The 21,434-nt window shown below is 66.0% G+C and carries 19 protein-coding genes; 4 read left to right on the forward strand and 15 right to left on the reverse strand.

Going from position 1 to position 21,434, the window contains the following annotated elements; genetic code table 11:
• Nucleotides 1–10: 10 nt before the first annotated feature.
• Entirely contained in the window at nt 11–691 is a 681-nt protein-coding gene (locus AAHM38_RS06440; RefSeq protein WP_009239120.1) for a histidine phosphatase family protein, read from the forward strand.
• Here the strand turns inward: AAHM38_RS06440 and AAHM38_RS06445 are convergent.
• The 11 genes from AAHM38_RS06445 to AAHM38_RS06495 all read right to left on the reverse strand — a co-directional run bounded on the left by AAHM38_RS06445 (nt 688) and on the right by AAHM38_RS06495 (nt 12,171).
• On the reverse strand, nt 688–1,404 hold the full coding sequence (locus AAHM38_RS06445; protein ID WP_012761184.1) for a queuosine precursor transporter: 717 nt from the start codon (nt 1,402–1,404) through the stop codon (nt 688–690). The two genes, AAHM38_RS06440 and AAHM38_RS06445, sit on opposite strands and share 4 nt — an antisense overlap.
• Nucleotides 1,405–1,421: 17 nt before the next feature.
• Nucleotides 1,422–2,495 (reverse strand): Holliday junction branch migration DNA helicase RuvB, encoded by a 1,074-nt coding sequence (ruvB, locus tag AAHM38_RS06450; RefSeq protein WP_004635579.1) that lies wholly within the window; start codon nt 2,493–2,495, stop codon nt 1,422–1,424.
• A 64-nt stretch (nt 2,496–2,559) separates the two neighbouring features.
• Complete coding sequence (ruvA, locus tag AAHM38_RS06455; protein ID WP_004635578.1) at nt 2,560–3,141, reverse strand: Holliday junction branch migration protein RuvA; 582 nt, start codon at nt 3,139–3,141, stop codon at nt 2,560–2,562.
• Between the two features lie 100 nt (nt 3,142–3,241).
• Complete coding sequence (locus AAHM38_RS06460; protein WP_116575872.1) at nt 3,242–4,381, reverse strand: glycerophosphodiester phosphodiesterase; 1,140 nt, start codon at nt 4,379–4,381, stop codon at nt 3,242–3,244.
• Nucleotides 4,382–4,460: 79 nt separating this feature from the next.
• Nucleotides 4,461–5,006, reverse strand: coding sequence for a crossover junction endodeoxyribonuclease RuvC (gene ruvC / locus AAHM38_RS06465; protein ID WP_012761187.1), 546 nt, complete (start codon nt 5,004–5,006; stop codon nt 4,461–4,463).
• An 81-nt stretch (nt 5,007–5,087) separates the two neighbouring features.
• Complete coding sequence (gene purH / locus AAHM38_RS06470) at nt 5,088–6,674, reverse strand: bifunctional phosphoribosylaminoimidazolecarboxamide formyltransferase/IMP cyclohydrolase (protein WP_116575873.1); 1,587 nt, start codon at nt 6,672–6,674, stop codon at nt 5,088–5,090.
• Nucleotides 6,675–6,770: 96 nt separating this feature from the next.
• Nucleotides 6,771–7,004, reverse strand: a complete 234-nt coding sequence (locus AAHM38_RS06475; protein ID WP_004635563.1) for a Fis family transcriptional regulator — start codon at nt 7,002–7,004, stop codon at nt 6,771–6,773.
• Nucleotides 7,001–8,068 (reverse strand): tRNA dihydrouridine synthase DusB, encoded by a 1,068-nt coding sequence (gene dusB, locus AAHM38_RS06480; RefSeq protein ID WP_012761189.1) that lies wholly within the window; start codon nt 8,066–8,068, stop codon nt 7,001–7,003. The genes AAHM38_RS06475 and dusB overlap by 4 nt, the downstream gene beginning before the upstream one ends.
• Before the next feature lie 195 nt (nt 8,069–8,263).
• Nucleotides 8,264–9,547, reverse strand: coding sequence for an FAD-dependent oxidoreductase (locus AAHM38_RS06485; RefSeq protein ID WP_116575874.1), 1,284 nt, complete (start codon nt 9,545–9,547; stop codon nt 8,264–8,266).
• 3 nt (nt 9,548–9,550) lie between these two features.
• Complete coding sequence (locus tag AAHM38_RS06490) at nt 9,551–10,786, reverse strand: UbiH/UbiF/VisC/COQ6 family ubiquinone biosynthesis hydroxylase (RefSeq protein ID WP_116575875.1); 1,236 nt, start codon at nt 10,784–10,786, stop codon at nt 9,551–9,553.
• Nucleotides 10,783–12,171 carry an aminopeptidase P N-terminal domain-containing protein gene (locus AAHM38_RS06495; protein WP_012761192.1) on the reverse strand — a complete coding sequence of 463 codons (1,389 nt, stop codon included), beginning with the start codon at nt 12,169–12,171 and terminating at the stop codon, nt 10,783–10,785. The genes AAHM38_RS06490 and AAHM38_RS06495 overlap by 4 nt, the downstream gene beginning before the upstream one ends.
• Nucleotides 12,172–12,396: 225 nt before the next feature.
• Here AAHM38_RS06495 and AAHM38_RS06500 point away from each other — a divergent pair, with 225 nt between their 5' ends.
• Nucleotides 12,397–14,454: a putative bifunctional diguanylate cyclase/phosphodiesterase gene (locus AAHM38_RS06500; RefSeq protein WP_116575876.1), complete on the forward strand. Its 2,058-nt coding sequence runs from the start codon at nt 12,397–12,399 to the stop codon at nt 14,452–14,454.
• 4 nt (nt 14,455–14,458) lie between these two features.
• On the opposite strand, the gene murU is transcribed toward AAHM38_RS06500, so the two are convergent.
• From murU to AAHM38_RS06520, 4 genes are read right to left on the reverse strand one after another with little or no spacing between them, the layout of a single operon-like run.
• Nucleotides 14,459–15,151 (reverse strand): N-acetylmuramate alpha-1-phosphate uridylyltransferase MurU, encoded by a 693-nt coding sequence (murU, locus tag AAHM38_RS06505; protein WP_041668438.1) that lies wholly within the window; start codon nt 15,149–15,151, stop codon nt 14,459–14,461.
• 17 nt (nt 15,152–15,168) lie between these two features.
• Complete coding sequence (locus AAHM38_RS06510; protein WP_116575877.1) at nt 15,169–15,495, reverse strand: AzlD domain-containing protein; 327 nt, start codon at nt 15,493–15,495, stop codon at nt 15,169–15,171.
• Entirely contained in the window at nt 15,492–16,220 is a 729-nt protein-coding gene (locus AAHM38_RS06515) for an AzlC family ABC transporter permease (protein WP_116575878.1), read from the reverse strand. Before AAHM38_RS06515 ends, AAHM38_RS06510 begins: the two co-directional genes overlap by 4 nt.
• On the reverse strand, nt 16,220–17,293 hold the full coding sequence (locus AAHM38_RS06520) for an aminoglycoside phosphotransferase family protein (protein ID WP_012761197.1): 1,074 nt from the start codon (nt 17,291–17,293) through the stop codon (nt 16,220–16,222). The genes AAHM38_RS06515 and AAHM38_RS06520 overlap by 1 nt, the downstream gene beginning before the upstream one ends.
• Before the next feature lie 176 nt (nt 17,294–17,469).
• Here AAHM38_RS06520 and AAHM38_RS06525 point away from each other — a divergent pair, with 176 nt between their 5' ends.
• Complete coding sequence (locus tag AAHM38_RS06525; RefSeq protein ID WP_116575910.1) at nt 17,470–19,911, forward strand: LPS-assembly protein LptD; 2,442 nt, start codon at nt 17,470–17,472, stop codon at nt 19,909–19,911.
• The gene (locus tag AAHM38_RS06530) at nt 19,904–21,406 is read left to right on the forward strand and encodes a peptidylprolyl isomerase (RefSeq protein ID WP_012761199.1); all 1,503 of its coding nucleotides are present in this window, start codon (nt 19,904–19,906) and stop codon (nt 21,404–21,406) included. Before AAHM38_RS06525 ends, AAHM38_RS06530 begins: the two co-directional genes overlap by 8 nt.
• Nucleotides 21,407–21,434 lie beyond the last annotated feature (28 nt).

Below are 21,434 nucleotides of genomic sequence, written 5' to 3' on the forward strand. Positions count from 1 at the left end.
GAACCTTGTGATGCCACGCGCCGCCGCCATCCCCCTGCCGATGCTGCAGATCACCCACATCGTGCTCATCCGCCACGGCGAGACCGACTGGAACCGTGAACGGCGCCTGCAAGGCCAACTCGACGTGCCGCTGAACACGCAAGGGCTGGAGCAGGCTGCGCAGTTGGGCAAGGCACTCGCGCGCGAGCGGTTCGATGCGGTCTATGCGAGCGATCTGTCGCGCGCCAGGCAGACGGCGCGGGCGCTGGCAGATGAAGTGGGCGTGCCCGTGCGCGACGACGCCGGTTTGCGCGAGCGCTGCTACGGCCAGTTCGAAGGTCTGACCTACGCCGAAGTTGCCGCACGGCATCCGGACGACTTTGATGCCTGGCAGAACCGCGTGCCCGAATTTGCCCCGCCCGGCGGCGAGACCCTCACTGAATTCCACGAACGTGCGGTCGAGACTGCGCTCCGGCTGATCCGTCGCCACCCCGGCGAGCGCATCGCGCTGGTCAGCCACGGCGGCGTGCTCGATTGCCTGTACCGCCACGCCAACGCCATGACGCTCACCGAGCCGCGCCAGCACGAGCTGCGCAACGCGAGCATCAACCGGCTTTCATCCGATGGTCATCAACTGACCGTGTTGCAATGGGGGGATGTCGCGCACCTGGATTTGCTGGTGCTCGACGAAGTGGACCGCCGTGTTCCTTAAACCTTCAGCCGGAACGGCGTGAAGTTGGTGTCGCGGTCGTAGTAATCCTCGTTCTCGGCGCGCTTGAGGAAGGCGACGACGCGGTAGGTGAGCGGCGTTGCGACGATTTCCCAGCCAGTCTTGAGGATGTATTGCGCAATGGCGACACGCAGCACCTGTTCGTGGGGCCAGATGCCGTAGAAGGCGATCACGTAGAACAGCGACGAATCGACCGCCTCGCCCACCACGGTGGATCCGACGATGCGCGTCCACAGCCATTTTCCTTCCGTCGCGATCTTCATCTTCGCCAGCGTGTAGCTGTTGGCGAAGCTGCCGCACCAGAACGCAATGAGCGACCCGGCGACGATGCGCGGCGTGTTGCCGAACACGTCGTTCAGGCTCTTCTGATAACCGGCCATGAAGGGCGCCACCGGTAGCGCCAGCACGACCAGCGACATGAACGACGCAAAGATCAGTGCGGCAAAGCCCGCCCACACCACGCGCCGATCACGCCCGTAACCGTACACCTCGGTGAGGATGTCGCCGAAGATGTAGGAAATTGGAAAGAACAGCACGCCAGCGCCGAAGGTGACCGATCCGAGCACCGGTAACGTGACCTGCGCCGCCTTGGACGCGCCGATCAGGTTCGAGCACAGCAGCACTGTGACGAAGGCCGCCATGATGAAGTCGTAGTATCGGAACGTGCGATTCGGGTGGTGCGGGGCGGCAGACATGTCGGGGTGCGCGGAGGTTATTGGTTGTCGTCCCAGAGGTCCCGCACCGGGCCGCTCTTCGGAGCGCCCAGCCCGAAGTGCTGGTATGCCGAAGCCGTGGCCACGCGGCCGCGTGGCGTGCGCTGCAGGTAGCCTTGCTGGATCAGGTAGGGCTCGAGCACGTCTTCAATGGTGTCGCGCTCTTCGCCGATGGCGGCTGCCAGGTTGTCGATGCCGACCGGCCCGCCATTGAACTTGTGCAGGATCGCTTCGAGCAGTTTGCGGTCCATCAGGTCGAAGCCGACCGCATCCACGTCGAGCATGGCGAGGGCGGCATCGGCGACTTCGCGGGTGATGATGCCGTCGGCCTTGACTTCGGCGAAGTCGCGCACGCGGCGCAGCAGGCGGTTGGCGATACGGGGCGTGCCGCGCGAGCGCTTCGCAATTTCAAGCGCGCCTTCGTCCACGATGTGGGCGTTCAGCAGCCCCGACGAGCGCGTGACGATCTTCGCCAGTTCGGCCGGTGTATAGAACTCCAGACGCGCGACGATCCCGAAGCGATCACGCAGCGGGTTGGTCAGCATGCCGGCGCGCGTCGTGGCGCCCACGAGCGTAAAGGGCTGCAGATCGAGCTTGACCGAGCGCGCCGCCGGGCCCTCGCCGATCATGATGTCGATCTGGTAGTCCTCCAGCGCCGGGTACAGGATTTCTTCCACCACGGGCGAGAGCCGATGAATCTCGTCGATGAAGAGGACGTCGTTGGCTTCGAGGTTCGTGAGCAGCGCGGCCAGATCGCCCGGGCGCTCCAGCACGGGGCCGGAAGTCTGGCGCAGGTTGACGCCCATTTCGCGCGCGATGATGTGCGCCAGCGTCGTCTTGCCGAGGCCCGGCGGCCCGAACAGCAGCACGTGGTCCAGCGCTTCGCTGCGGTTCTTGGCCGCGGTCATGAAGATGTCGAGCTGGCCGCGCACCTTTTCCTGACCGACGTATTCGTCGAGCAGCTTGGGGCGCAGCGCCCGCTCGAACGCCTCCTCATTGGGGGAGGCGGGGGAGGCTGAGATGATGCGCTCAGCAGAGACAGCCTTGGCGGCGAGCTTGTCGGTTTCGATCATGACGGGCAGACGGCGCCGGGAAGGCGCGAGCAGGCCATTCTACCGTCTTGCCGCGCCGCGGGCTTCAGCCTTTGGATAGCGCCTTGAGCGCTAGCTTGATCCCCTCGGATACGCCCGTGCCGGCCGGCACCTGCTTGATGGCGAGCGCCGCTTCCTTGTCGGAATACCCCAGTGCCAGCAGGGCGTTGAGCACGTCGACCGCGTCGTCCGAGACGGCGGGGCCGCCGGGCACCGTACCCAGGTCGGCACCGAGCTTGCCCTTGAGTTCGAGCAGCAGGCGCTCGGCCGTCTTCTTGCCGATGCCCGGGATGCGCGTCAGCCGCCCGGCTTCCTGCAGCGTGACGGCCTGCGCGAGTTCGGCCACCGACATACCCGACAGCACCGCCAGCGCGATGCGGGCGCCGATGCCTGAAATCTTGATGAGCTGGCGGAAGGTTTCACGTTCGGCGGCGGTGCCGAAACCGTAGAGCAGGTGCGCATCCTCGCGCACGATCTGCTGCGTGAGCAGGACGACCTTCTCGCCGGTGGCGGGGAGGTTGTAGAACGTGCTCATCGGCACGTCGATTTCGTAGCCGACGCCGTGGCAATCGACCAGCAGGTGCGGCGGGTTCTTTTCGATCAGCGTCCCGGCGATGCGTCCGATCATGGGTGGGGTTCCTCCTCCAAAACGGGACGCAGTGTAGCCCAAACCCACCGCACGGCCCGGTCCGGTCTCTGCCGCTGCCGACGGCTCCGATGCGCGAGGGCTAGCGTTTGAAGGTCGACACGGCTTGCCGCCCGACGGCAGGATCATCCGTGAAGAAGCCGTCCACGCCCGCGCGCAGGAACGCCTGGATCTCGGTAATCGAGCCGTTGACGTTGCGCGTGTTGTCCGCACCGCTGCGCAGCGACGGCGGCAGAAAGGTGTTCTCCGGGCGGAACGTGTACGGATGGACAATCAGCCCGGCGTTGTGCGCGTTGCGGATCAGGTCGGTCGGATCGGTCAGCTTGCCGTTCGCATCCAGGCCCATGATGCTGCTCTTGTCCGGGCCGACGCCGTTGGCGTATGCGGCGATGTCGCGCATCCCTTGGCTCGTCATCATGTCGCCGAAGGTACGGCTGTCTTTGGCGACTACAAAATCGTAGGGCTGTCGTCCGGATGTGCCCATCAGCTGCACGAGTTTCCAGTTCGGTTGGCTGCTGCCGATCTTGTTGCGAATGGCCTTGAGGTTGGCGACCTCGAACGACTGGATGTAGACCGTCGTGCGGCTGGCCGTGAACGCGTCACGGCGCAGGCCGTCGATCAGCCTGTCTTCGAGCGGCAGGCCGATCGACTGGAAGTACGTCGGGTGCTTCGTCTCCGGATAGATGCCGATGTTGCGGCCGAGCTTGGCGGATTGGTCCCGCGCCAGCGCGATGATCTCGTCGAGTGTGGGGATGTCGAACTGGTCGTTGTAGGCGACGTTGTCGGGGCGGATGCTCGGGATGCGTTCGCGTGCGCGCAGCGTTTTCAATTCGCCAAGCGTGAAGTCTTCGGTGAACCAGCCCGTGACGCTCTGGCCGTCGATCGTCTTGGTGGTCCTGCGGCCGGAAAACGCGGCCACGTCGGCCACGTTGGTCGTGCCGGAGATTTCGTTCTCGTGGCGCGCAACCAGCACGCCGTCTTTGGTGGAGACGAGATCCGGCTCGATGATGTCGGCGCCGTCGTCGATGGCTTTCTGGTACGAGGCCAGCGTGTGTTCCGGCCGCAATGCGGAGGCACCGCGATGGCCGATCACCTGGAGGGTGGCGATGGGCGTGGTGTTGCCACCGCCACCGCTGCCGTGGTGGTACTCCAGCCGGCAGGCGGAGAGGGCGACGGACGTACTCAAGATCAGCAGGGTCGGCAGGATGAGGCGGCGAGGCATCGGAGGCTCCTGAAGACGGGTACCCGCATGGTAGTCGCCGTGCCTGGATGCTGCTACCCCGCCGGCTTTGAGAATCCTGTCAGCCGACGAGGCGGCCGCGCCGCACGCGCAGCCCCTTTTGCGCAAGCTGCGGCGCCAGACCAGCCATGGCGGCCAGCGTCTCGCCGCCGTGCGCATGGCAGATCGCCACGCCCAGCGCGTCGGACGCATCGGCGCCCGGTCTGCCTGCGAGGTTGAGCAAGCGCACGACCATTTCCTGCACCTGGTCCTTGTTGGCGCGGCCGTAGCCGACCACGGCCTGCTTCAGTTGCAGCGCGGTGTATTCGAACACGGGCAGGTTGCCGCTCATCAGGCCGCAGATCACCGCGCCGCGGGCCTGGCCGAGCAGCAGCGTCGATTGCGGGTTGACGTTGACGAACACCTTTTCAATGGAAGCGCAGTCCGGCCGGTATGTGCTCACCAGCTCAGACACCCCGTCATACAGCGTCTTCAGACGGCTGGGCAGGTCGGCATTGCCATTGCTCTTGATCGTGCCCGAGGCCACGTAGACGAGCTTGTGCCCGTGCCGTTCGAGCACGCCGAAACCCGTGGTGCGAAGGCCGGGATCGATGCCGAGAATGCGCATGAAGGAAGTGGGCAGAAATGGAAACGGGGCAAGGCGCCAGTTTACGCCTTGCCCCGCTGATCGGTCGAACGACCGGGCCGTTTAGTGGCGGAAGTGGCGGGTGCCGGTGAAGATCATCGCCACGTTGCGCTCGTCGGCGGCGGCGATCACTTCATCGTCGCGTACCGAGCCGCCCGGCTGGATCACGCAGGAGGCGCCAGCATCGACCACCACGTCCAGGCCATCGCGGAACGGGAAGAACGCATCCGATGCCACAGCCGAACCGGCCAGCGTCAGGCCGGCGTTCTGCGCCTTGATGCTGGCGATGCGGGCCGAGTCCACACGGCTCATCTGGCCGGCGCCCACGCCCAGCGTCATGCCGCCGCCGCAGAAGACGATGGCGTTGGACTTGACGAACTTGGCGACGCGCCAGGCGAACATCAGATCGTCCATTTCCTTCGGCGTGGGGTGGCGCTTGGTCACCACGCGCAGCTCGCTCGGCTGCACGTTCTTGGCGTCCGGGCTCTGCACCAGCAGGCCGCCGCCAACGCGCTTGAAGTCGTATGCGTTCACGCCCGCATTTGCCCCATTCGCCAGCGGAATCTCCAGCACACGGACGTTCTGCTTGGCGGCGAACACCGAACGTGCGCCTTCCGAGAAGCCCGGGGCGATCAGCACTTCTACGAACTGTTTAGCCACCACCTGTGCGGCCGCATCATCCAGCGGCACGTTGAAGGCGATGATGCCGCCGAAGGCCGAGGTGGAGTCGGTCTTGAACGCCTTCTCATACGCCTCTTGCGCGGTGACGCCGATGGCCACGCCGCACGGGTTGGCATGCTTGATGATGACGCAGGCGGCGCCCTTGGCGGGGTCGAACGACTTCACGCATTCCCACGCCGCATCGGCGTCGGCGATGTTGTTGTACGACAGCTCCTTGCCCTGCAGTTGCGTGTAGTTGGCGAGCGCGCCGTCGACGGCCTTCAGGTCGCGATAGAACGCGGCGGATTGGTGCGGGTTCTCGCCGTAGCGCATTTCCTGCACCTTGTCGAAGGCGAGGTTCAGCGTTTGCGGATAGGCGCTGCGCGTGCTGTGCGACTTGTCGGCGCCGAGGCTCGTCAGGTAGTTGGTGATCGCGCCGTCGTACTGCGCGGTGTGCGCGAACACCTTCTTGGCCAGCATGAAGTTGGTCTCGTAGCCGACCGTGTTGTTGTTGGCTTGCATTTCGGCCAGCACGGTGGCGTAGTCGGCCGGATCGACGATCACCGTCACGTCGCGATGGTTCTTGGCCGCCGAGCGCAGCATGGTCGGGCCGCCGATGTCGATGTTCTCGATGGCGTCGGCCAGCGAGCATTCGTCCTTGGCCACCGTCTGCTGGAACGGGTACAGGTTCACCACCAGTAGGTCGATGGTCGGGATGCTGTGTTCGGACAGTGCGGCCATGTGCTCAGGCAGGTCGCGGCGGGCCAGGATGCCGCCGTGCACCTTCGGGTGCAGCGTCTTGACGCGGCCGTCGAGCATTTCCGGGAAGCCGGTGTAGTCCGCCACTTCCGTCACGGGCAGGCCGGATTCGGCGAGCAGCTTGGCGGTGCCGCCGGTGGAGAGGAGCTTGACGCCGCGCTCGTGCAGGGCACGGGCAAAGTCGACGATGCCGGTCTTGTCGGAAACGGAAAGCAGGGCTTGCTGGATCATGGTGGAAACGCCGGTGGGCGGGTGTGGCGCTGGGTTTGCCGAACTGGCAGAAGGCGCCGTCAGAAGGGAAATCGGTTCAAAGGCCGGCCCGCAACCTCAGATGAGGCCGTGCTGCTGCAACTTCTTGCGCAGCGTATTGCGGTTGATGCCGAGGTAGTCGGCCGCCTGCGACTGGTTGTTGGAAGCCCATTCCATCACGGTTTCCAGCAGCGGCCGCTCGATGGCCTGCAGCACCATGTCGTAGACGTTGGACGGGTTTTCGCCGTCCAGGTCACGGTAATACGCATCCAGGCTGTCGCGGATGCAACGTTCGATCGGGTTGCGGCTCATGCGGCAAGCAGTTCCTTGTTGTTGTCGTTGTTGCCCGTCGTGGGGTGGTCGCCACCGGTTGCCTGGTCTTCGTAGACCAGCCGGTCGGACAGCGCACGCTGCTCGTCGAAGAACGCGTTGACGGCGGCCAGCTGGGCCACTGTGTCCTCGATGGTGTTCATGCGGTGGCGGAACAGGTTGGCCCCCGCCAACCCGCGCGTGTACCAGGCGATGTGCTTGCGTGCGGTGCGCACGCCGGTGTATTCGCCATAGAACGCGTAGTGCTCTTCCAGATGCGCGTTCATGATGCCGCGAATCTCTTCCACTTCCGGCGCCGGCAGCAGCGTGCCGGTCTGCAGGAAATGCTCGATCTCGCGGAACAGCCACGGGCGCCCCTGCGCCGCGCGGCCGATCATGATGGCGTCGGCGCCGGTCACGGCCAGCACGTGCTTGGCCTTGGCCGGTGTGGTGATATCGCCATTGGCCACTACCGGAATGCGCACCGACGCCTTGACCGCGGCGATGGTGTCGTATTCCGCTTCACCGTGATACAGATCGGCGCGCGTGCGGCCATGCACGGTCAGCATGCTGATGCCGGCGTCCTGTGCAATGCGCGCCACGCTCAATGCGTTGCGGTGTTCGCGGTCCCAACCGGTACGGATCTTGAGCGTCACGGGCACGCGGTCGCCGACCGCACCCACCACGGCCTCGACAATGCGCTGGACCAGCGGCTCGTTCTGCAGCAGGGCAGAACCGGCGGCCACATTGCACACCTTCTTGGCGGGGCAGCCCATGTTGATGTCGATGATCTGCGCGCCGCGATCGACGTTGTAGCGCGCGGCCTCGGCCATCATCATCGGCTCGGCGCCGGCAATCTGCACGGCGATCGGCTCGACCTCGCCCGTGTGGTTGGCGCGCCGCATCGTCTTCTCGCTTTTCCACAACTGCGCGTTGGACGCGACCATCTCGGACACCGCATAGCCCGCGCCCAGCCGTTTGCACAGCTGACGGAACGGGCGGTCCGTCACGCCCGCCATGGGGGCGACGAACAGGTTGTTGCGAAGGGTATGCGGTCCGATCTGCAAGGCTGTCGAGAAAGACGCGGCTGAAAGAAACGAAAAATCACCCCTTCCGCCCAGAGTCGAATGACGATCGGGCGGAGCGACGGGAGTGAAAAATGCGAGGACGGGATTTTACCGCCAAACCGCCGGATTGCCTAAATGTTGTGCACAAACTATGCGGCAGTGCAGTCGGCGGCCGGGTTCTTGCCGTGGCTGGCGCTAGCGGAACCGTTGCAGGCCGTAGGGGCGGCCGTCGATGAAAGGCGTGCGCTCGCTGACCAGATCGGCGATGAGTCGGGCGGTGCCTGGCGCGCCTGTCATGCCCAGGTGGCCGTGCCCGAACGCGAAGAACACGTTGCGGTAGCGCTCCGAGCGGTCGATCACGGGCAGGCTGTCGGGTAGAGAGGGCCGATGGCCCATCCATTGGCTGTCGTCCGTAAAGCCGAGGCCGGGGAAGAGCTGCTGGCCCTGTCGCATGAGGATGCGGGCGCGGCGGTAGTCGGGCGCAGCGTCCAACCCGCCGATCTCCACGGTGCCAGCAATGCGCAGGCCGCCTTCCATGGGCGTCGCGATGAACTTGCGCTCGCAATCCATGATTGGCCGTGAAGGCTGCACGCTGGGCGCGCGCAGCGTGGCGTGATAGCCGCGTTCCGTGTCGAGCGGAATGCGGATGCTGGTGAGCTTTGCGCCCAGCCGCATCGACCACGCACCCGCGCACAGCACCAGCTTCGACAGGGGCAGCGTGCCGCAATCGGTGTGCAGCCGCGTCGGGCCGCCGTAGTCGCTGCGGCCGAACTCCACGTCCAGCACCTTGCGGCGCAGGAAGGTGCCACCCGCGGCCATGAAGTTGGCTGCCAGCGTTTTGACGAGCTGTTCCGGGTTGATCGTGAAGCCGTTGTCGGGCAGCAGCAGACCGGATTGGATGTCGGCGGCCAGCGCAGGTTCCAGTTCGCGCGCTTCACCAGCGCTCAGGGCTTGCGAGCGCACGCCCGTGGCATCGCGAATCGACTGTGCCAGCACATCGCCCGACGAACGCGCCAGCGTGCGCCATACATACAGGTGGCCCGTCTGGCGGATCAGGCTGTCGTATTGCGCGGCGTCGAGCAGGTTGCGATAGCCGGGAAAGGTTGCGCCAAAGAGGTTTGCCAGCGGCTGCGCCGTCGCACGGGCCTGCGTCTCGTTGCCCGCAAACACCCATTGCAGCAGCCACGGCAGCGCGCGCGGCAGATAGGGCCAACGCACCGTCAGCGGGCCCATCGGATCGGCCAGCCACTTGGGCACCTGCTTGAGCATGCCCGGCAGCGCCATCGGCACGACCGACGCCACGCTCAGGCAGCCGGCGTTGCCGAACGAGCAACCCTCGCCAATGCCGGCCTGATCGAGCAGCGTGACTTGATGGCCATCACGTTGCAATTGCAGGGCGCACGCCGTGCCGACAATGCCGGCGCCAATCACGGTGATCTGGTGGCGATCGCCGGCAGCGCAGCCCTCGGGTGTTGCCACGCGTTAGCCCCGCTGCCCGAACATCATTTGCCGCGCCAGGCCGTGCTTGAGCGGCGGCAGGCATTCCAGCAGCGTGAGGGCGGCGCCGCGCAGGTGGCCAAACGGCCGGCCGGGCAAGGCAAACGCACGCGGTAGCAAATCGGTCAGACCGATGGTGACGGCGCGGTCGAACGCGCGTTCGCGGGCGAAGCGGGCGAGGGTGGCTGCCGTGGCCCCTTCCCGAAGCGCGCGCGCCATCTCGAACGCATCGCGCAGGCCGAGGTTGAAGCCCTGGCCCGCCACGGGGTGAATCGTCTGCGCGGCATTGCCGATGGCGGCGACACGGCGGTCGACCGGAATGCGCTGGGCGTGCAGCCCAAGCGCGAATGTGTGGCGCGGACTGGCGTGGGTGAAGCGGCCCATGCGCTCACCGAAGGCAGCGCCCAACTCAGCAAGGAAGGCGTCGTCGGGCAAGGCTGCGCGTCGGCGCGCTTCGTCGGGCGCGCAGCACCAGACGAGCGCGTAGCCGGGGCCTTGCGCGTCATCCTGCGGCAGCAAGGCGAGCGGGCCTTCGGGCGTGAAGCGCTCCCACGCCCAGCCTTCCAGCGGGGCGCTGCAGCGCACGTGCGCGACGATGGCGGTCTGGCCGTAATCGCGCCGCCGCGCCTGTGCAATGCCGCGTTGCTGCTTGCGTGCGTCGTCAAACAAGCCGCCTTCGGCCTGGATGACGACTTCGGTTTCGATGGCCAGCGGATGGCGCCCCTCGCGCAGCGCCCGCACGCGTGCCGGGGCCACCGTGCCGTCGGCGCGCGGCAGTTGCTCGACGCGCTCCACGGGCGTGTGGTCATAGCGGGTGAGGCGCCCCGGGTGACGCTCCATCTGCGTGTCGAGGGCGGCGTTGAGCGCGGCGCTCAGGTCGCCGTATTGCACGACGTGTCCGAGCGCGGGGACGTCGTAGTCTTCGCGGCGGATATGCGCCTGCCCGAAGTGGCCGCGCTGCGAGACATGGATGTGCGTGATGGGCGTGGCGCGCGTAGGCCAGCCGCCAATCTCCTGCAGCAGCACGCGCGAGCCATGCGAGAGCGCCAGCGCGCGCGGGTCTCGCGCGGCGGCTTCAGCATCGCGCGCGTCGAACAGGGCGATGCGCAAGTCGGTGTCGCGCAGCAACCAGTTCGCCAGCGCCAGCCCGACGGGTCCTGCGCCGACGATGGCGACGTCGAACTCCGGCGCGGCGCTGTTCGCTGTGATGCTCCCGGTCATGCGCGGCTCCGCATCACCAGTTCGATTTCGTCTGGGGCCACCGGCACGTCGCGCGTGATGATTTCGCACCCTTCGGGCGTGACGATGGCGTCGTCTTCAATGCGGATGCCGATGTGCCAATACTGTTCCGGCACGCCGGGCGCGGGGCGCACGTAGATCCCGGGTTCGACGGTCAGCACCATGCCGGCTTCCAGCGGGCGCCACGGGCGTTCGCCTTCAGCCGGGGCAACGGTGCCGGGCGTGCGGTATTCCCCCACGTCGTGCACGTCCATGCCGAGCCAGTGGCCGGTGCGGTGCATGTAGAACTGACGGTATTGGCCGCCGGCGATCACGTCATCGAGCGTGCCGACCTTGTTTGCGTCGAGCAGGCCGGTGTCGAGCATGCCTTGGGCCAGCACGCGGGTGGCGGCATCGTGCGGCACGTTGTAAGGCACGCCGGGGCGCGTCTGCGCAAGGGCGGCTTCCTGCGCGGCCACCACAAGCTCATACAGTTCGCGTTGCGGGCCGGTGAAGCGGCCATTGACCGGGAACGTGCGGGTGATGTCTGACGCGTAGCCATCCAGTTCACAGCCGGCATCGATCAGGCAGAGATCGCCGTCGCGCAGTTCTGCATTGCCGGCGCGGTAGTGCAGTACGCACGCGTTCGGGCCCGTCGCCACGATGGAGTTGTAGGCAACGCTCTGCGCGCCGTGGCGGCGGAATTCGTATAGCAGTTCCGCTTCGAGATGGTATTCACGCAGCCCGGCACGCGACGCCTGCATGGCGCGCACGTGCGCCCCGGCAGAGATGCGTCCGGCACGGCGCATGATGTCGAGTTCGCTTGCGTCCTTGAACAGCCGCATCTCATCGAGGATGGCGCGCACGTCCAGGGCCTGGTGCGGCGACGACACCCCCGCGCGGCCTTGCATGCGCACTGCATCGAGCCAGCGGCGCATGCGGCGATCGAACGCACTGCTCTCGGCGAGCGGATAGGCCACGGCACCGGCATTGGCGAGCAACTTGGGCAGCGTCGCATCAATGTCTTCCACCGAGTGCCCCTCATCCAGGCCGAAGGCGTCCTTCGCGGCTTCCGGGCCGAAGCGGAAGCCGTCCCAGATTTCGCGCTCCTCATGCTTTGGGCGGCAGAACAGCACGCTGCGCGCCGGCGCGTTGCCCGCGGGCACCACGATGGCGAGCACCGCTTCGGGCTCGGTAAAGCCGGTCAGGTAATAGAAGTAGCTGTCGTGCCGGTAGGGGTAGTCGCTGTCGCGGTTGCGCATCGCTTCGGGCGCGGTCGGCACGATGGCGACTCCGCCACGACTACCCGATGCAGTGCGCAGCCACTGCACGACGCGTTCGCGGCGCTGGCGATAGGTCTGGAGGAAAGCGAGTTCGGTGGCGGACATGGCGTGTTTTCCAGCGACAGAAAGGATGCATCGATTGTAACGCCGCGCTTGGCGGGCGCTGGGAGGAGGGCATCGCTACACCCAAAAGGAGACTTGTGCGGTGCGGACGGCGTCTCCTAAAGTCTCGGGCGGCGGCCGCCGTTAATACTGAGCTGTTTGCATCCCGGTTGCGACCTCCGCCTGCAGTGGATTGGCCGCATTGGATCGGCCTGCCCAGGAGAACCGATGCTCGCCAGTAGTTACAACCCTCTTCTCGTCCTGCTTTCCCTCTTCGTGGCCATCCTGGCGTCGTACACGGCGCTGGATATGGCAGGACGTGTCGTGACCGCACAAGGCCGCGCGGCGTTGTGGGGGCTCATCGGTGGCGCCTCGGCCATGGGGTTGGGCATTTGGTCGATGCACTTTGTCGGCATGCTGGCGCTGAACCTGCCGATCCCGGTTGGATATGACGTCGGTATCACATTGACCTCGCTCGCCATTGGCATTGGGGCGTCAATATTTGCGTTGTGGCTGGTCAGCCGGCGTGAACTGCCGTGGCCCCGCTTGGCGGGCGGCGCCGTCCTCATGGGCGCAGGCGTGGCGGGCATGCACTACACCGGCATGGCCGCGCTGCGCATGAACCCTGGCATTCAATACGACCCCGCCAGGTTTGTGCTGTCGATCGTGATTGCCGTGCTGGCCTCGGGCGTGGCGCTGTGGATGGCGTTTCGCCTGCGGCAGCAGTCGCGACGCGTTCGTGCGCTGCGTGCCGGTTCGGCGGTGGTGATGGGCGTGGCGATCGTCGGCATGCACTACGTGGGCATGGCCGCGGCGGCGTTTCCATACGGCAGCGTGTGTGGCGCTGCGCATACCGGCGCGAGTGCCGAATGGCTGGCGCTGGTCATCATCATCGTCACGCTGGCGGTGCTGGCGATCGCGCTCATCATTTCGGTGCTGGATTTGCGCATGGAAGCGCGCACCGCCTTGCTGGCGAACTCGCTGGCCGCAGCCAACAAGGAATTGGCCTACCTCGCGCTGCACGACAACCTGACCAAGCTTTCGAACCGCGTGCTGCTGGAAGACCGTCTGACCCAGGCGATCCGCACGGCTGATCGCGAGAAGCGCCGCTTCGCAGTCATGTTCATGGATCTGGACGGTTTCAAGGCCGTCAACGATGTCTATGGCCACCACGTGGGCGATCTGCTGCTGATCGACGTCGCGCAGCGCATCGGCGCGCGGGTGCGGCAGCAGGACACCGTGGCGCGAGTCGGTGGGGATGAATTCGTCGTGCTGGCCTATGTGGATGATCCGGAAGACGCCGGCACCCTGGCCGACGCGCTGCTGGGCGTGGTGCGCGAGCCCTTCATGGCCGGCGGTCACGAGTTGCGCGTCTCCACCAGCATCGGCATCGCGATCTACCCTGGCGACGGCGGCAACCAGCATGACCTGCTGACCAACGCCGATGCGGCGATGTACCACGCAAAGGGCCTGGGCCGGAACGCCTACAGCTTTTTCGAGCCATCGATGAACGCCGACGTGCATCAGCAGTTGCAGCTTGTGCAAGACCTGCGCCGCGCGGTCGAGCGGCACGAACTCGTGCTGCATTACCAGCCGAAATTCAACGCGCCCAACGGGCCGATCATGGGCGTGGAGGCGTTGGTGCGCTGGCAGCATCCGCAGCGCGGTCTGGTGCCCGCCGATGAATTCATCCCGCTGGCCGAAAAGACCGGTCTGATCGTGCCGCTGGGCGCGTGGGTGCTGGATGAAGCCTGTCGCCAGATGGCGCAATGGCAACGCGAGAGGCACGCCGGCTGGACCGTCGCCGTGAATCTCTCCGCGCTGCAGTTTGGCCATGCCGCACTCATCGACACCGTGCGCGAGACGCTCGCGCGCCATGCGCTGGACCCGCGCAGCCTGATGCTGGAAATTACAGAATCGACCGCCATGCGCGATGTCGACGCGAGCCTGCAGATCCTGCAGCAGCTCGACGCGATGGGCGTGCGGATTTCGATCGACGATTTCGGCACCGGCTATTCGAGCCTGCTGTACCTCAAGCGTTTGCCTGCCAGCGAGCTGAAGATCGACCGCGGTTTTGTGCGCGACCTGGCGCACGACACGGAAGACGCAGCCATCGTCTCGGCCATCGTGGCGCTGGGTCAGACGCTGAACCTGCGCATCGTCGCAGAAGGTGTGGAGACGGCCGAGCAGCAGGCGTTTCTGACGCGGCTCGGCTGCCACTCGCTGCAGGGCTACCTGCTCGGCCGCCCGATGACGGCGGAATCGCTGAGCGCTGCGATGGCGTAAGCGCTTAGCGCGACGCGATCTCTGCGTCGAGTGCGGCCAGTTGGGCGGGCGTGCCGACGTTTTCCCAGCGGCCATCGAAGCGCTCACCGGTGGCGCGACCTTCGGCGATCGCCTGGTGGTACAGCGGCGTCATCGCCAGTCGCGTGCCGGGCGCGATGCCGGCAAACAGGCGGGTGTCGTACAAGCCGATGTTGCCGAACGTGAGGCGCTCGGCGCCTTCGGTGTGGAGCATGCCTTCGTTATCCAGCGCGAAATCGCCGCGCAGGTGGTAGGGCGGATTGGGCACCATCACCAGATGCATGCCCGGCGCCGCTTGCGCGGCCATTGCGGGCGCCCGGTCGCGCAGCAACGCGTAGTCGTAATCGCAGAACACATCGCCGCTGACGGCGATGAATACGCTGTGCCCATCGCCGGCATGCAGTAGCGGCATGGCCTGCGCAACCCCGCCTGCCGTTTCGAGCGCCTGCCCTTCCGGCGAGTATGCGAGGCGCACGCCCCACGCGCTGCCATCGCCCAGGGCGGTTTCGATCTGCGCGCCGAGCCACGCGTGGTTGATGACGATGTCGCGCACGCCGGCCGCGGCCAGGCGCTCGATCTGCCAGACAATCAGCGGTTTGCCGCCCACGGTGAGCAGTGGCTTGGGCGTGTGGTCGGTCAGCGGCCGCATGCGATCGCCGCGACCCGCCGCAAAAATCATGGCGCGCGTCATCGAATTCAAGCCATCACCTTCATGAGAATCAGCAGCACAGCCATGCCGCCGACGATGGTCCACATCGCGCTTTTCGTCACCCGTGCAATGACGATGGCGACGATGCCGGCAAGCAGGCGTGGGTTGTCGACCGACGCCGCGAGCGCGCCATCGCGCATCAGGAGGTCGGGCGCGATGAGCGCGGTCAGCATCGCAGCCGGCACATAGGGCAGGGCGCTGCGGAACCACATCGGCAGGTTCATGCGCCCTTCCAACGCGATGAACGATAGGCGGATCAGATAGGTGGCGGCGCCGGCAATCAACAGCACGCCGAAGAGGATCAGGGCTTTCATGCGGCAGCGCCCTTGTCGGACGTCCGGGCCAGTAAGCGCTCAACCAGTGCGCCGAGGGCAATGCCCACGCACGCCGCGCTCATGAGCCCGAGCTTGTGCGGCCAGCCCGTCCACGCCACGGCCAGCGCGGCGCCGGACAAGGCTGCAGCGAGTTGTGCGCGCGTGCGCAGTGCTGGCACCACGATGGCGATAAACGTAAGGGGCAGGAAGAAATCGAGCGGCCACGAGGTCGGCACCTGGGCGCCCAGCACCACGCCGACGATCGTCGATGCCTGCCAGCTCGACCACAGCGCCACGCCAGCGCCGAGGAAATACCAATGGCGGTAGGCCGCTTCCGCGCTGCCGGGCTGCGCGGTGACAACACGGCGGTTCATGGCGGCGAAGGCCTCGTCGGTCAGCAGATAGGCGATCAGCCATTTCCAGCGGCGCGGCAGGTGCGCCAGCGCCGGCGCAATGCTGGCCGAATACAGCGCGTGCCGCAGATTCACCATCGAGACCGTCGCCGCAATCACCAGCGCGGGCGCGCCGCCGGCCCACAACTGCACGAGGATCATCTGCGACGCGCCACCGAAAACGATGGCGCTCATCGCCACGGCAAGCCACGCGGGCATGCCGGCCGCCGTGGCCAGCACGCCGTAGATCATGCCGAACGGCACCACGCCCAGCAGCATCGGCGCGAGTGCCAGCATGCCGGCGCGAAACTCAACGGTGCGGGGGGAGGCCATCAGAACGTGTAGCCGATCTGCTGCGTGCGATCTTCGAGTTGATCAAGCAGGCGGGCCAGCGGCGCCAGCGCGTTGTAGCGGCTGCATACACGGCGCAGGTAGGCGATGAAGCGCGGAGTGTCTTCCACGTAGCCGGTCTTGCCGTCGCGGTAGCACAGGCGCGCGAAGATGCCCGCCACCTTCAGATGGCGTTGCGCGCCCATCCATTCGAGCGCACGGTAGAACTCGCCGAAGTCTTCATCCACCGGCAGCTTGGCGGCGCGGGCCGCTTCCCAGTACCGCACGGCCCAATCCAGCTCCTGCTCTTCGTCCCACGACAGGAAGGCGTCGCGCAGCAGCGAGGCGGCGTCGTAGGTGATCGGCCCATAGACGGCGTCCTGGAAGTCCAACACGCCCGGCTGCGATGGGTCGGCCGCGTTGATCATCAGGTTACGGGGCATGTAGTCACGATGCACGTACACGCGCGGCTGGGCCAAGGCGCTGTCGACCAGCAGCTTGAACACCTTGTCGAGCGATTCGCGCTGGGTGGCGTCGAGCGGGCGTTGCAGGTGGCGGTCGACGTACCAGTCCGGAAACAGCGACAGTTCGCGGCGCAGCAACGCCTCGTCATACGGCGGCAGCTCGCCTTCGCGGGAGGCCAACTGCCAGCGCACCAGCGTATGGATGGCAGGGCGGAACAACGTGTTGGCGTAGGCGAGGTCGAAATCGCGCTCGCGCAGCGATTGCAGATACGTTTGTGGGCCCAGGTCGGTCAGCAGCAGGAAGCCCTGCGCGAGATCCTGCTCCAGCACCTGCGGCGCACGCACGCCGGCGCCGTTGAGCAGGCCAGCCACATGGACGAACGGGCGGCAGTCTTCCTGCGGCGGCGGGGCGTCCATGACGACCAGCGTGCCGGGCTTGCCACTGACGGCGCTGTCCAGGCGGAAATACCGGCGGAAGCTGGCATCGGCCGAAGCAGGTTGCAGCGTGTCGATGCGCAGGCCGTCGGCGGCGGGCAATGTGCCGAGCCAGTCGCGCAGTTGGCTGAGGCGTGCGTCGGTTGCGCCTGCTGCGGCGCCAGGGGTCGAAGCCATGCTGAGAGAATGCTGGAATGAGGCTGGAAGGAAGCCCCGTATAATACCCGACCGAGTTTCGCCGCGAGCGAGCGCCGGCCTTGTCCTGGCCGCGTCCGGCGGCGGAATTGACCGCAGTACCGACTGATTTTGTGCCTGTGCGTGCCGTTGCGCGCGCGGCCCTGTTCCCGATCTGCATGACCGAACCGAACCGAGCCAGGAAGAACCGGCAGCGCGCTGCTGTTGCCGCGCCCGATCAGCGGCACGCCGACTTGGCCACCATCAGGCGTGGCACGCTGGCATTGCGCCCGTTGGTATTTGCGGTGGCCGGTGTCTGGACGGCGACGTCCGCGGCGCAGAGCGCGGGCACCGCGCAAGCGACGGCGCCCGCTGTCACTTCGGCCTCGTCGGTGACAGCGCTGGCGACGTCCGGCCCGACCACGCCCGGCGGCAGTCCGCTGGTGCCCAAGATGGCCGAGCCCGTCCAGCGCCCGGACAACACCGTCCCTACATTTACCGCGGCCGACAAGATGGACGGTCGCACCAACGAAGACATCCACCTGCGCGGTAATGGCGAACTGCGCCGCAACGGCTCGGTGCTGAAGGGCGACACGCTCGATTACAACCAGGACACCGACGTCGCAACCGCAACCGGCAACGTGCGCCTGTTCAAGGGCGGCACGCTGGTCACCGGCCCGGACGCCAAGCTGAAGATTACCGCCAACGAAGGGACCATCAGCACGCCGAGCTACGAGTTCCACGCGAACGGCGGCCACGGCACCGCAGACCGCATCGACTTCATCGACAAGGACAACAGCCGCATCACGCGCGGCACGTACACCACGTGCTCGCCCGACAACGTCGACTGGTACTTCAGCGCCAGCCGCATCGACATCGACAGCGACCGCCAGGTCGGCACGGGCCGCAACGGCGTGCTGCACTTCTTCGGTGTGCCGGTGTTTGCGGCGCCGGTCATGGATTTTCCGCTCAATGACGATCGGCGCAGCGGTTTCCTCGCACCGGTGTTCGGCTACAACAGCCGCAGCGGGGCCGACGTCACGCTGCCGTACTACTTCAATATCGCGCCGAATCGCGATCTGACGTTGTATCCGCGTCTGCTGAGTCAGCGCGGTCTGCAGCTTGGCGCCGAGTACCGCTATCTCGGTACGTCGTACAGCGGCGTCCTGCGTGGCGAGTTCCTGCCCGATGATCGTGAGGCAGGCCGCAATCGCTGGTCGATTTCGGCAGCACATGCGCAGCGCCTGGCGCCGGGCCTGACCGGCTACATCAACTACAACAAGGTTTCCGATAACACTTATCCGGATGACCTTGGCCGCAGCATCGTCACGGCGACGCAGCGACAGTATGTCCAGGAAGGCGGCGTCACCTATTCCATCGGCGATTGGGTTGCGGTGGCGCGTGTGCAGAAGTTCCAGACGCTGTCTACGGCAACTACGCCGCTTTCTGCACCGTACGAGCGGGTACCAGAGTTGAGTCTGACTTATAACCGGTACGACGTCGGCGGCTTTGACATCAATTTCCAGACCGACTACACGCGATTTTCGATCCCGACCGCCAACACCGTCCAGGGCGAGCGCCTGTTCATGCAGCCGACGATCAGCTACCCGATCGTTCGCCCCGGCTGGTACGTCACGCCGAAGTTCATCCTGAACACCACCGCATACCGTCTGGACCGCCCGGCCGGCGATACGCAAGACACGCAGATCAATCGCACGCTGCCGACGTTCTCGCTCGATTCGGGTATGACGTTCGAGCGCGATGCGCCGCTGGTCTCCAAATTGTTCGGCGTGAGCTACATCCAGACGCTGGAGCCGCGCGTGTTCTACGTGTACACCCCGTATCGCGACCAGTCGCAGATTCCGTTGTTCGATACCGGCCAGTCGGACTACAACCTTGGGCAGATCTTTACCGAGAACCCGTACACCGGTTACGACCGCATTGCCGACAACAACAAGGTGACGGCAGGTGTGACCACGCGTTTTATCGAGGCCGAATCAGGCATTGAGCGCCTGCGTGCCACGATCGCCCAGCGCATCGATCTCGACGGGCAGCGCGTGACGCTGGCGGGTGCGGCCCCGACGTCGGTACGCCGCTATTCGGACCTTCTGGGTGCGACCACGATCCAGATGTTCCGCGGCATCTTTTTCGATACGAACCTTCAGTACAATCAGGACCTCGACCGCATCATGCGTTCGACGGTCGCGTTCAGCTGGAAGCCGGAAGCCAACAAGGTGATCAACCTCGGCTACCGCTATTACCGGCAAGACGCCAATACCGGTCAGTTGCCGCTGGAACAGGCCGATATCTCCACGCAGTGGCCGATTACGCGGCGCCTCTACGGCCTGGGTCGCATCGGTTACGACCTGGATGCGCGCAAGCCATCGGATATGCTGCTCGGCCTCGAATATGTGGCGGACTGCTGGGTCGGTCGACTGGCGGTGCAGCGCTACAGCAATGCGGTTTCAGGCTATACCACGCATATCTTTGCCCAGATCGAATTCAAGGGTTTGTCGAAGGTGGGGAACAATCCGATCGACGTGATTCGTCTGAACGTGCCCGGCTACCAGCCGGTGACCGCACAGCCGATCACGCCGTCCGTGCTGGATCAATATGAATAACGACATCATGGCTTTCCAATCGACCGCTTTCGCCACGCGTGTGGCTTCTCTGGGCCGCTTGCGTGTTGCCACCGGCGTGCTGCTTGCGCTGTTGGCGGGGACCACGCTGTCGCCAGCCGTCCACGCGCAGCAGGCGCAATCGGCAAAAAAGAGCGCACCGGTGCGGGGCATCTTCGCCAACCCCGGTTCGTCGCCGAGCCAGCCGCTGCTGCAGGGCACGCTGCCCGAGCCAACGGCTCCAGGCGCGCCTCGCAGCCAGTTGGTCGACGAGGTGGTGGCTGTGGTCAACACCGACGTCATCACCCGCCGCGAACTGCTCAACCGCGCAGATCTGGTCGAGCGCACGTTCCGCGCACAGAATCGCCCGCTGCCGCCGCGCGCCGATCTGCTCGGCGAAGTGCTTGAGCAGCTCATCCTGGAGCGCGTGCAGGCGCAGACCGCCAAGGAAAGCGGCATCCGCGTGTCCGACGCCGATGTGGATCGCGCCGTGGAAAGCGTGGCCCAGCGCAACAACCTGTCGGTGCCGCAGCTCAAGAGCAAGCTGAAGGACGCCGGCATGACGTACGACAAGTACCGCGACGACCTGCGTCAGGAAATCCTTCTGGCGCGCCTGCGTGAGCGCGAGGTCGACTCGAAGGTGCAGGTCTACGACGGCGAGATCGACAACTATCTGGCGCAGCAGGGTGGCGGCACGGCCCCGGCCGGCGAACAGCAATACAACGTCGCGCAGATTCTCGTGCCCGTTGCCGAAGGCGCCACGGATGCCGAGAAGGCCGCAGCGCGCAAGAAGGCCGAAGGTCTGCTCAAGCAAGCGCAGGGCGGCGCGGATTTCGCCAAGCTGGCGCGTGACAATTCTGGCGCGCAAGATGCCGCGCAAGGCGGCGAGCTTGGGCTGCGTCCGATCGGGCGCCTGCCGGCTGTGTTTGCCAACGCCGTGGTCGACATGAAGGCGGGCCAAGTGGCGAGCCAGGTGGTCGAAAGCCCGGCCGGTTATCACGTGATCAAGCTGCTGGACAAGCGCGCGCCGGGAACCGCGATTGCCGCCAAGGTGCAGCAGACGCAAGTGCGCCACATCCTGATCAAGACCGGTCCGACGATGTCGGCGGACGACGCGCGCCGCCAGTTGGTGGGCCTACGTGACCGGATCGTCCACGGCTACGATTTTGGCGATGCGGCACGCCGCTATTCGCAGGACGGGTCGGCCGGTGCGGGTGGCGAGCTGGGCTGGGTGTCGCCGGGCCAGCTGGTGCCGGAATTCGAGCAGGCGATGAACCAGCTCAAGCCGGGCGATGTGTCGCAGCCGGTGCAAAGCCAGTTCGGTGTGCACCTGATCCAGGTGGAAGGCCGCCGCGAGGCAGAGGTGTCGGGAGACCGCCAACGCGACTACGCACGGTCGGTGATTCGCGAACAGAAAGTCCAGGCCGCCTATGAGGATTGGCTGCGTGAACTGCGCGATTCGGCACACGTGGAATACCGCGTGAACCGTCAGCAGTAAGCTACGGACATCCGCATCGCTCACGGCC

The organism is Ralstonia sp. OTU4908, assembly GCF_038440115.1.
Lineage (GTDB): Bacteria > Pseudomonadota > Gammaproteobacteria > Burkholderiales > Burkholderiaceae > Ralstonia > Ralstonia pickettii.

Coding starts and splice junctions, on each gene's coding strand:
- AAHM38_RS06440 (WP_009239120.1), top strand. CDS start 11: ATGCCACGCGCCGCCGCCATCCCCCTGCCGATGCTGCAGATCACCCAC.
- AAHM38_RS06445 (WP_012761184.1), bottom strand. CDS start 1,404: ATGTCTGCCGCCCCGCACCACCCGAATCGCACGTTCCGATACTACGAC.
- ruvB (WP_004635579.1), bottom strand. CDS start 2,495: ATGATCGAAACCGACAAGCTCGCCGCCAAGGCTGTCTCTGCTGAGCGC.
- ruvA (WP_004635578.1), bottom strand. CDS start 3,141: ATGATCGGACGCATCGCCGGGACGCTGATCGAAAAGAACCCGCCGCAC.
- AAHM38_RS06460 (WP_116575872.1), bottom strand. CDS start 4,381: ATGCCTCGCCGCCTCATCCTGCCGACCCTGCTGATCTTGAGTACGTCC.
- ruvC (WP_012761187.1), bottom strand. CDS start 5,006: ATGCGCATTCTCGGCATCGATCCCGGCCTTCGCACCACGGGTTTCGGC.
- purH (WP_116575873.1), bottom strand. CDS start 6,674: ATGATCCAGCAAGCCCTGCTTTCCGTTTCCGACAAGACCGGCATCGTC.
- AAHM38_RS06475 (WP_004635563.1), bottom strand. CDS start 7,004: ATGAGCCGCAACCCGATCGAACGTTGCATCCGCGACAGCCTGGATGCG.
- AAHM38_RS06490 (WP_116575875.1), bottom strand. CDS start 10,786: ATGACCGGGAGCATCACAGCGAACAGCGCCGCGCCGGAGTTCGACGTC.
- AAHM38_RS06495 (WP_012761192.1), bottom strand. CDS start 12,171: ATGTCCGCCACCGAACTCGCTTTCCTCCAGACCTATCGCCAGCGCCGC.
- AAHM38_RS06500 (WP_116575876.1), top strand. CDS start 12,397: ATGCTCGCCAGTAGTTACAACCCTCTTCTCGTCCTGCTTTCCCTCTTC.
- murU (WP_041668438.1), bottom strand. CDS start 15,151: ATGATTTTTGCGGCGGGTCGCGGCGATCGCATGCGGCCGCTGACCGAC.
- AAHM38_RS06510 (WP_116575877.1), bottom strand. CDS start 15,495: ATGAAAGCCCTGATCCTCTTCGGCGTGCTGTTGATTGCCGGCGCCGCC.
- AAHM38_RS06515 (WP_116575878.1), bottom strand. CDS start 16,220: ATGGCCTCCCCCCGCACCGTTGAGTTTCGCGCCGGCATGCTGGCACTC.
- AAHM38_RS06520 (WP_012761197.1), bottom strand. CDS start 17,293: ATGGCTTCGACCCCTGGCGCCGCAGCAGGCGCAACCGACGCACGCCTC.
- AAHM38_RS06525 (WP_116575910.1), top strand. CDS start 17,470: ATGACCGAACCGAACCGAGCCAGGAAGAACCGGCAGCGCGCTGCTGTT.
- AAHM38_RS06530 (WP_012761199.1), top strand. CDS start 19,904: ATGAATAACGACATCATGGCTTTCCAATCGACCGCTTTCGCCACGCGT.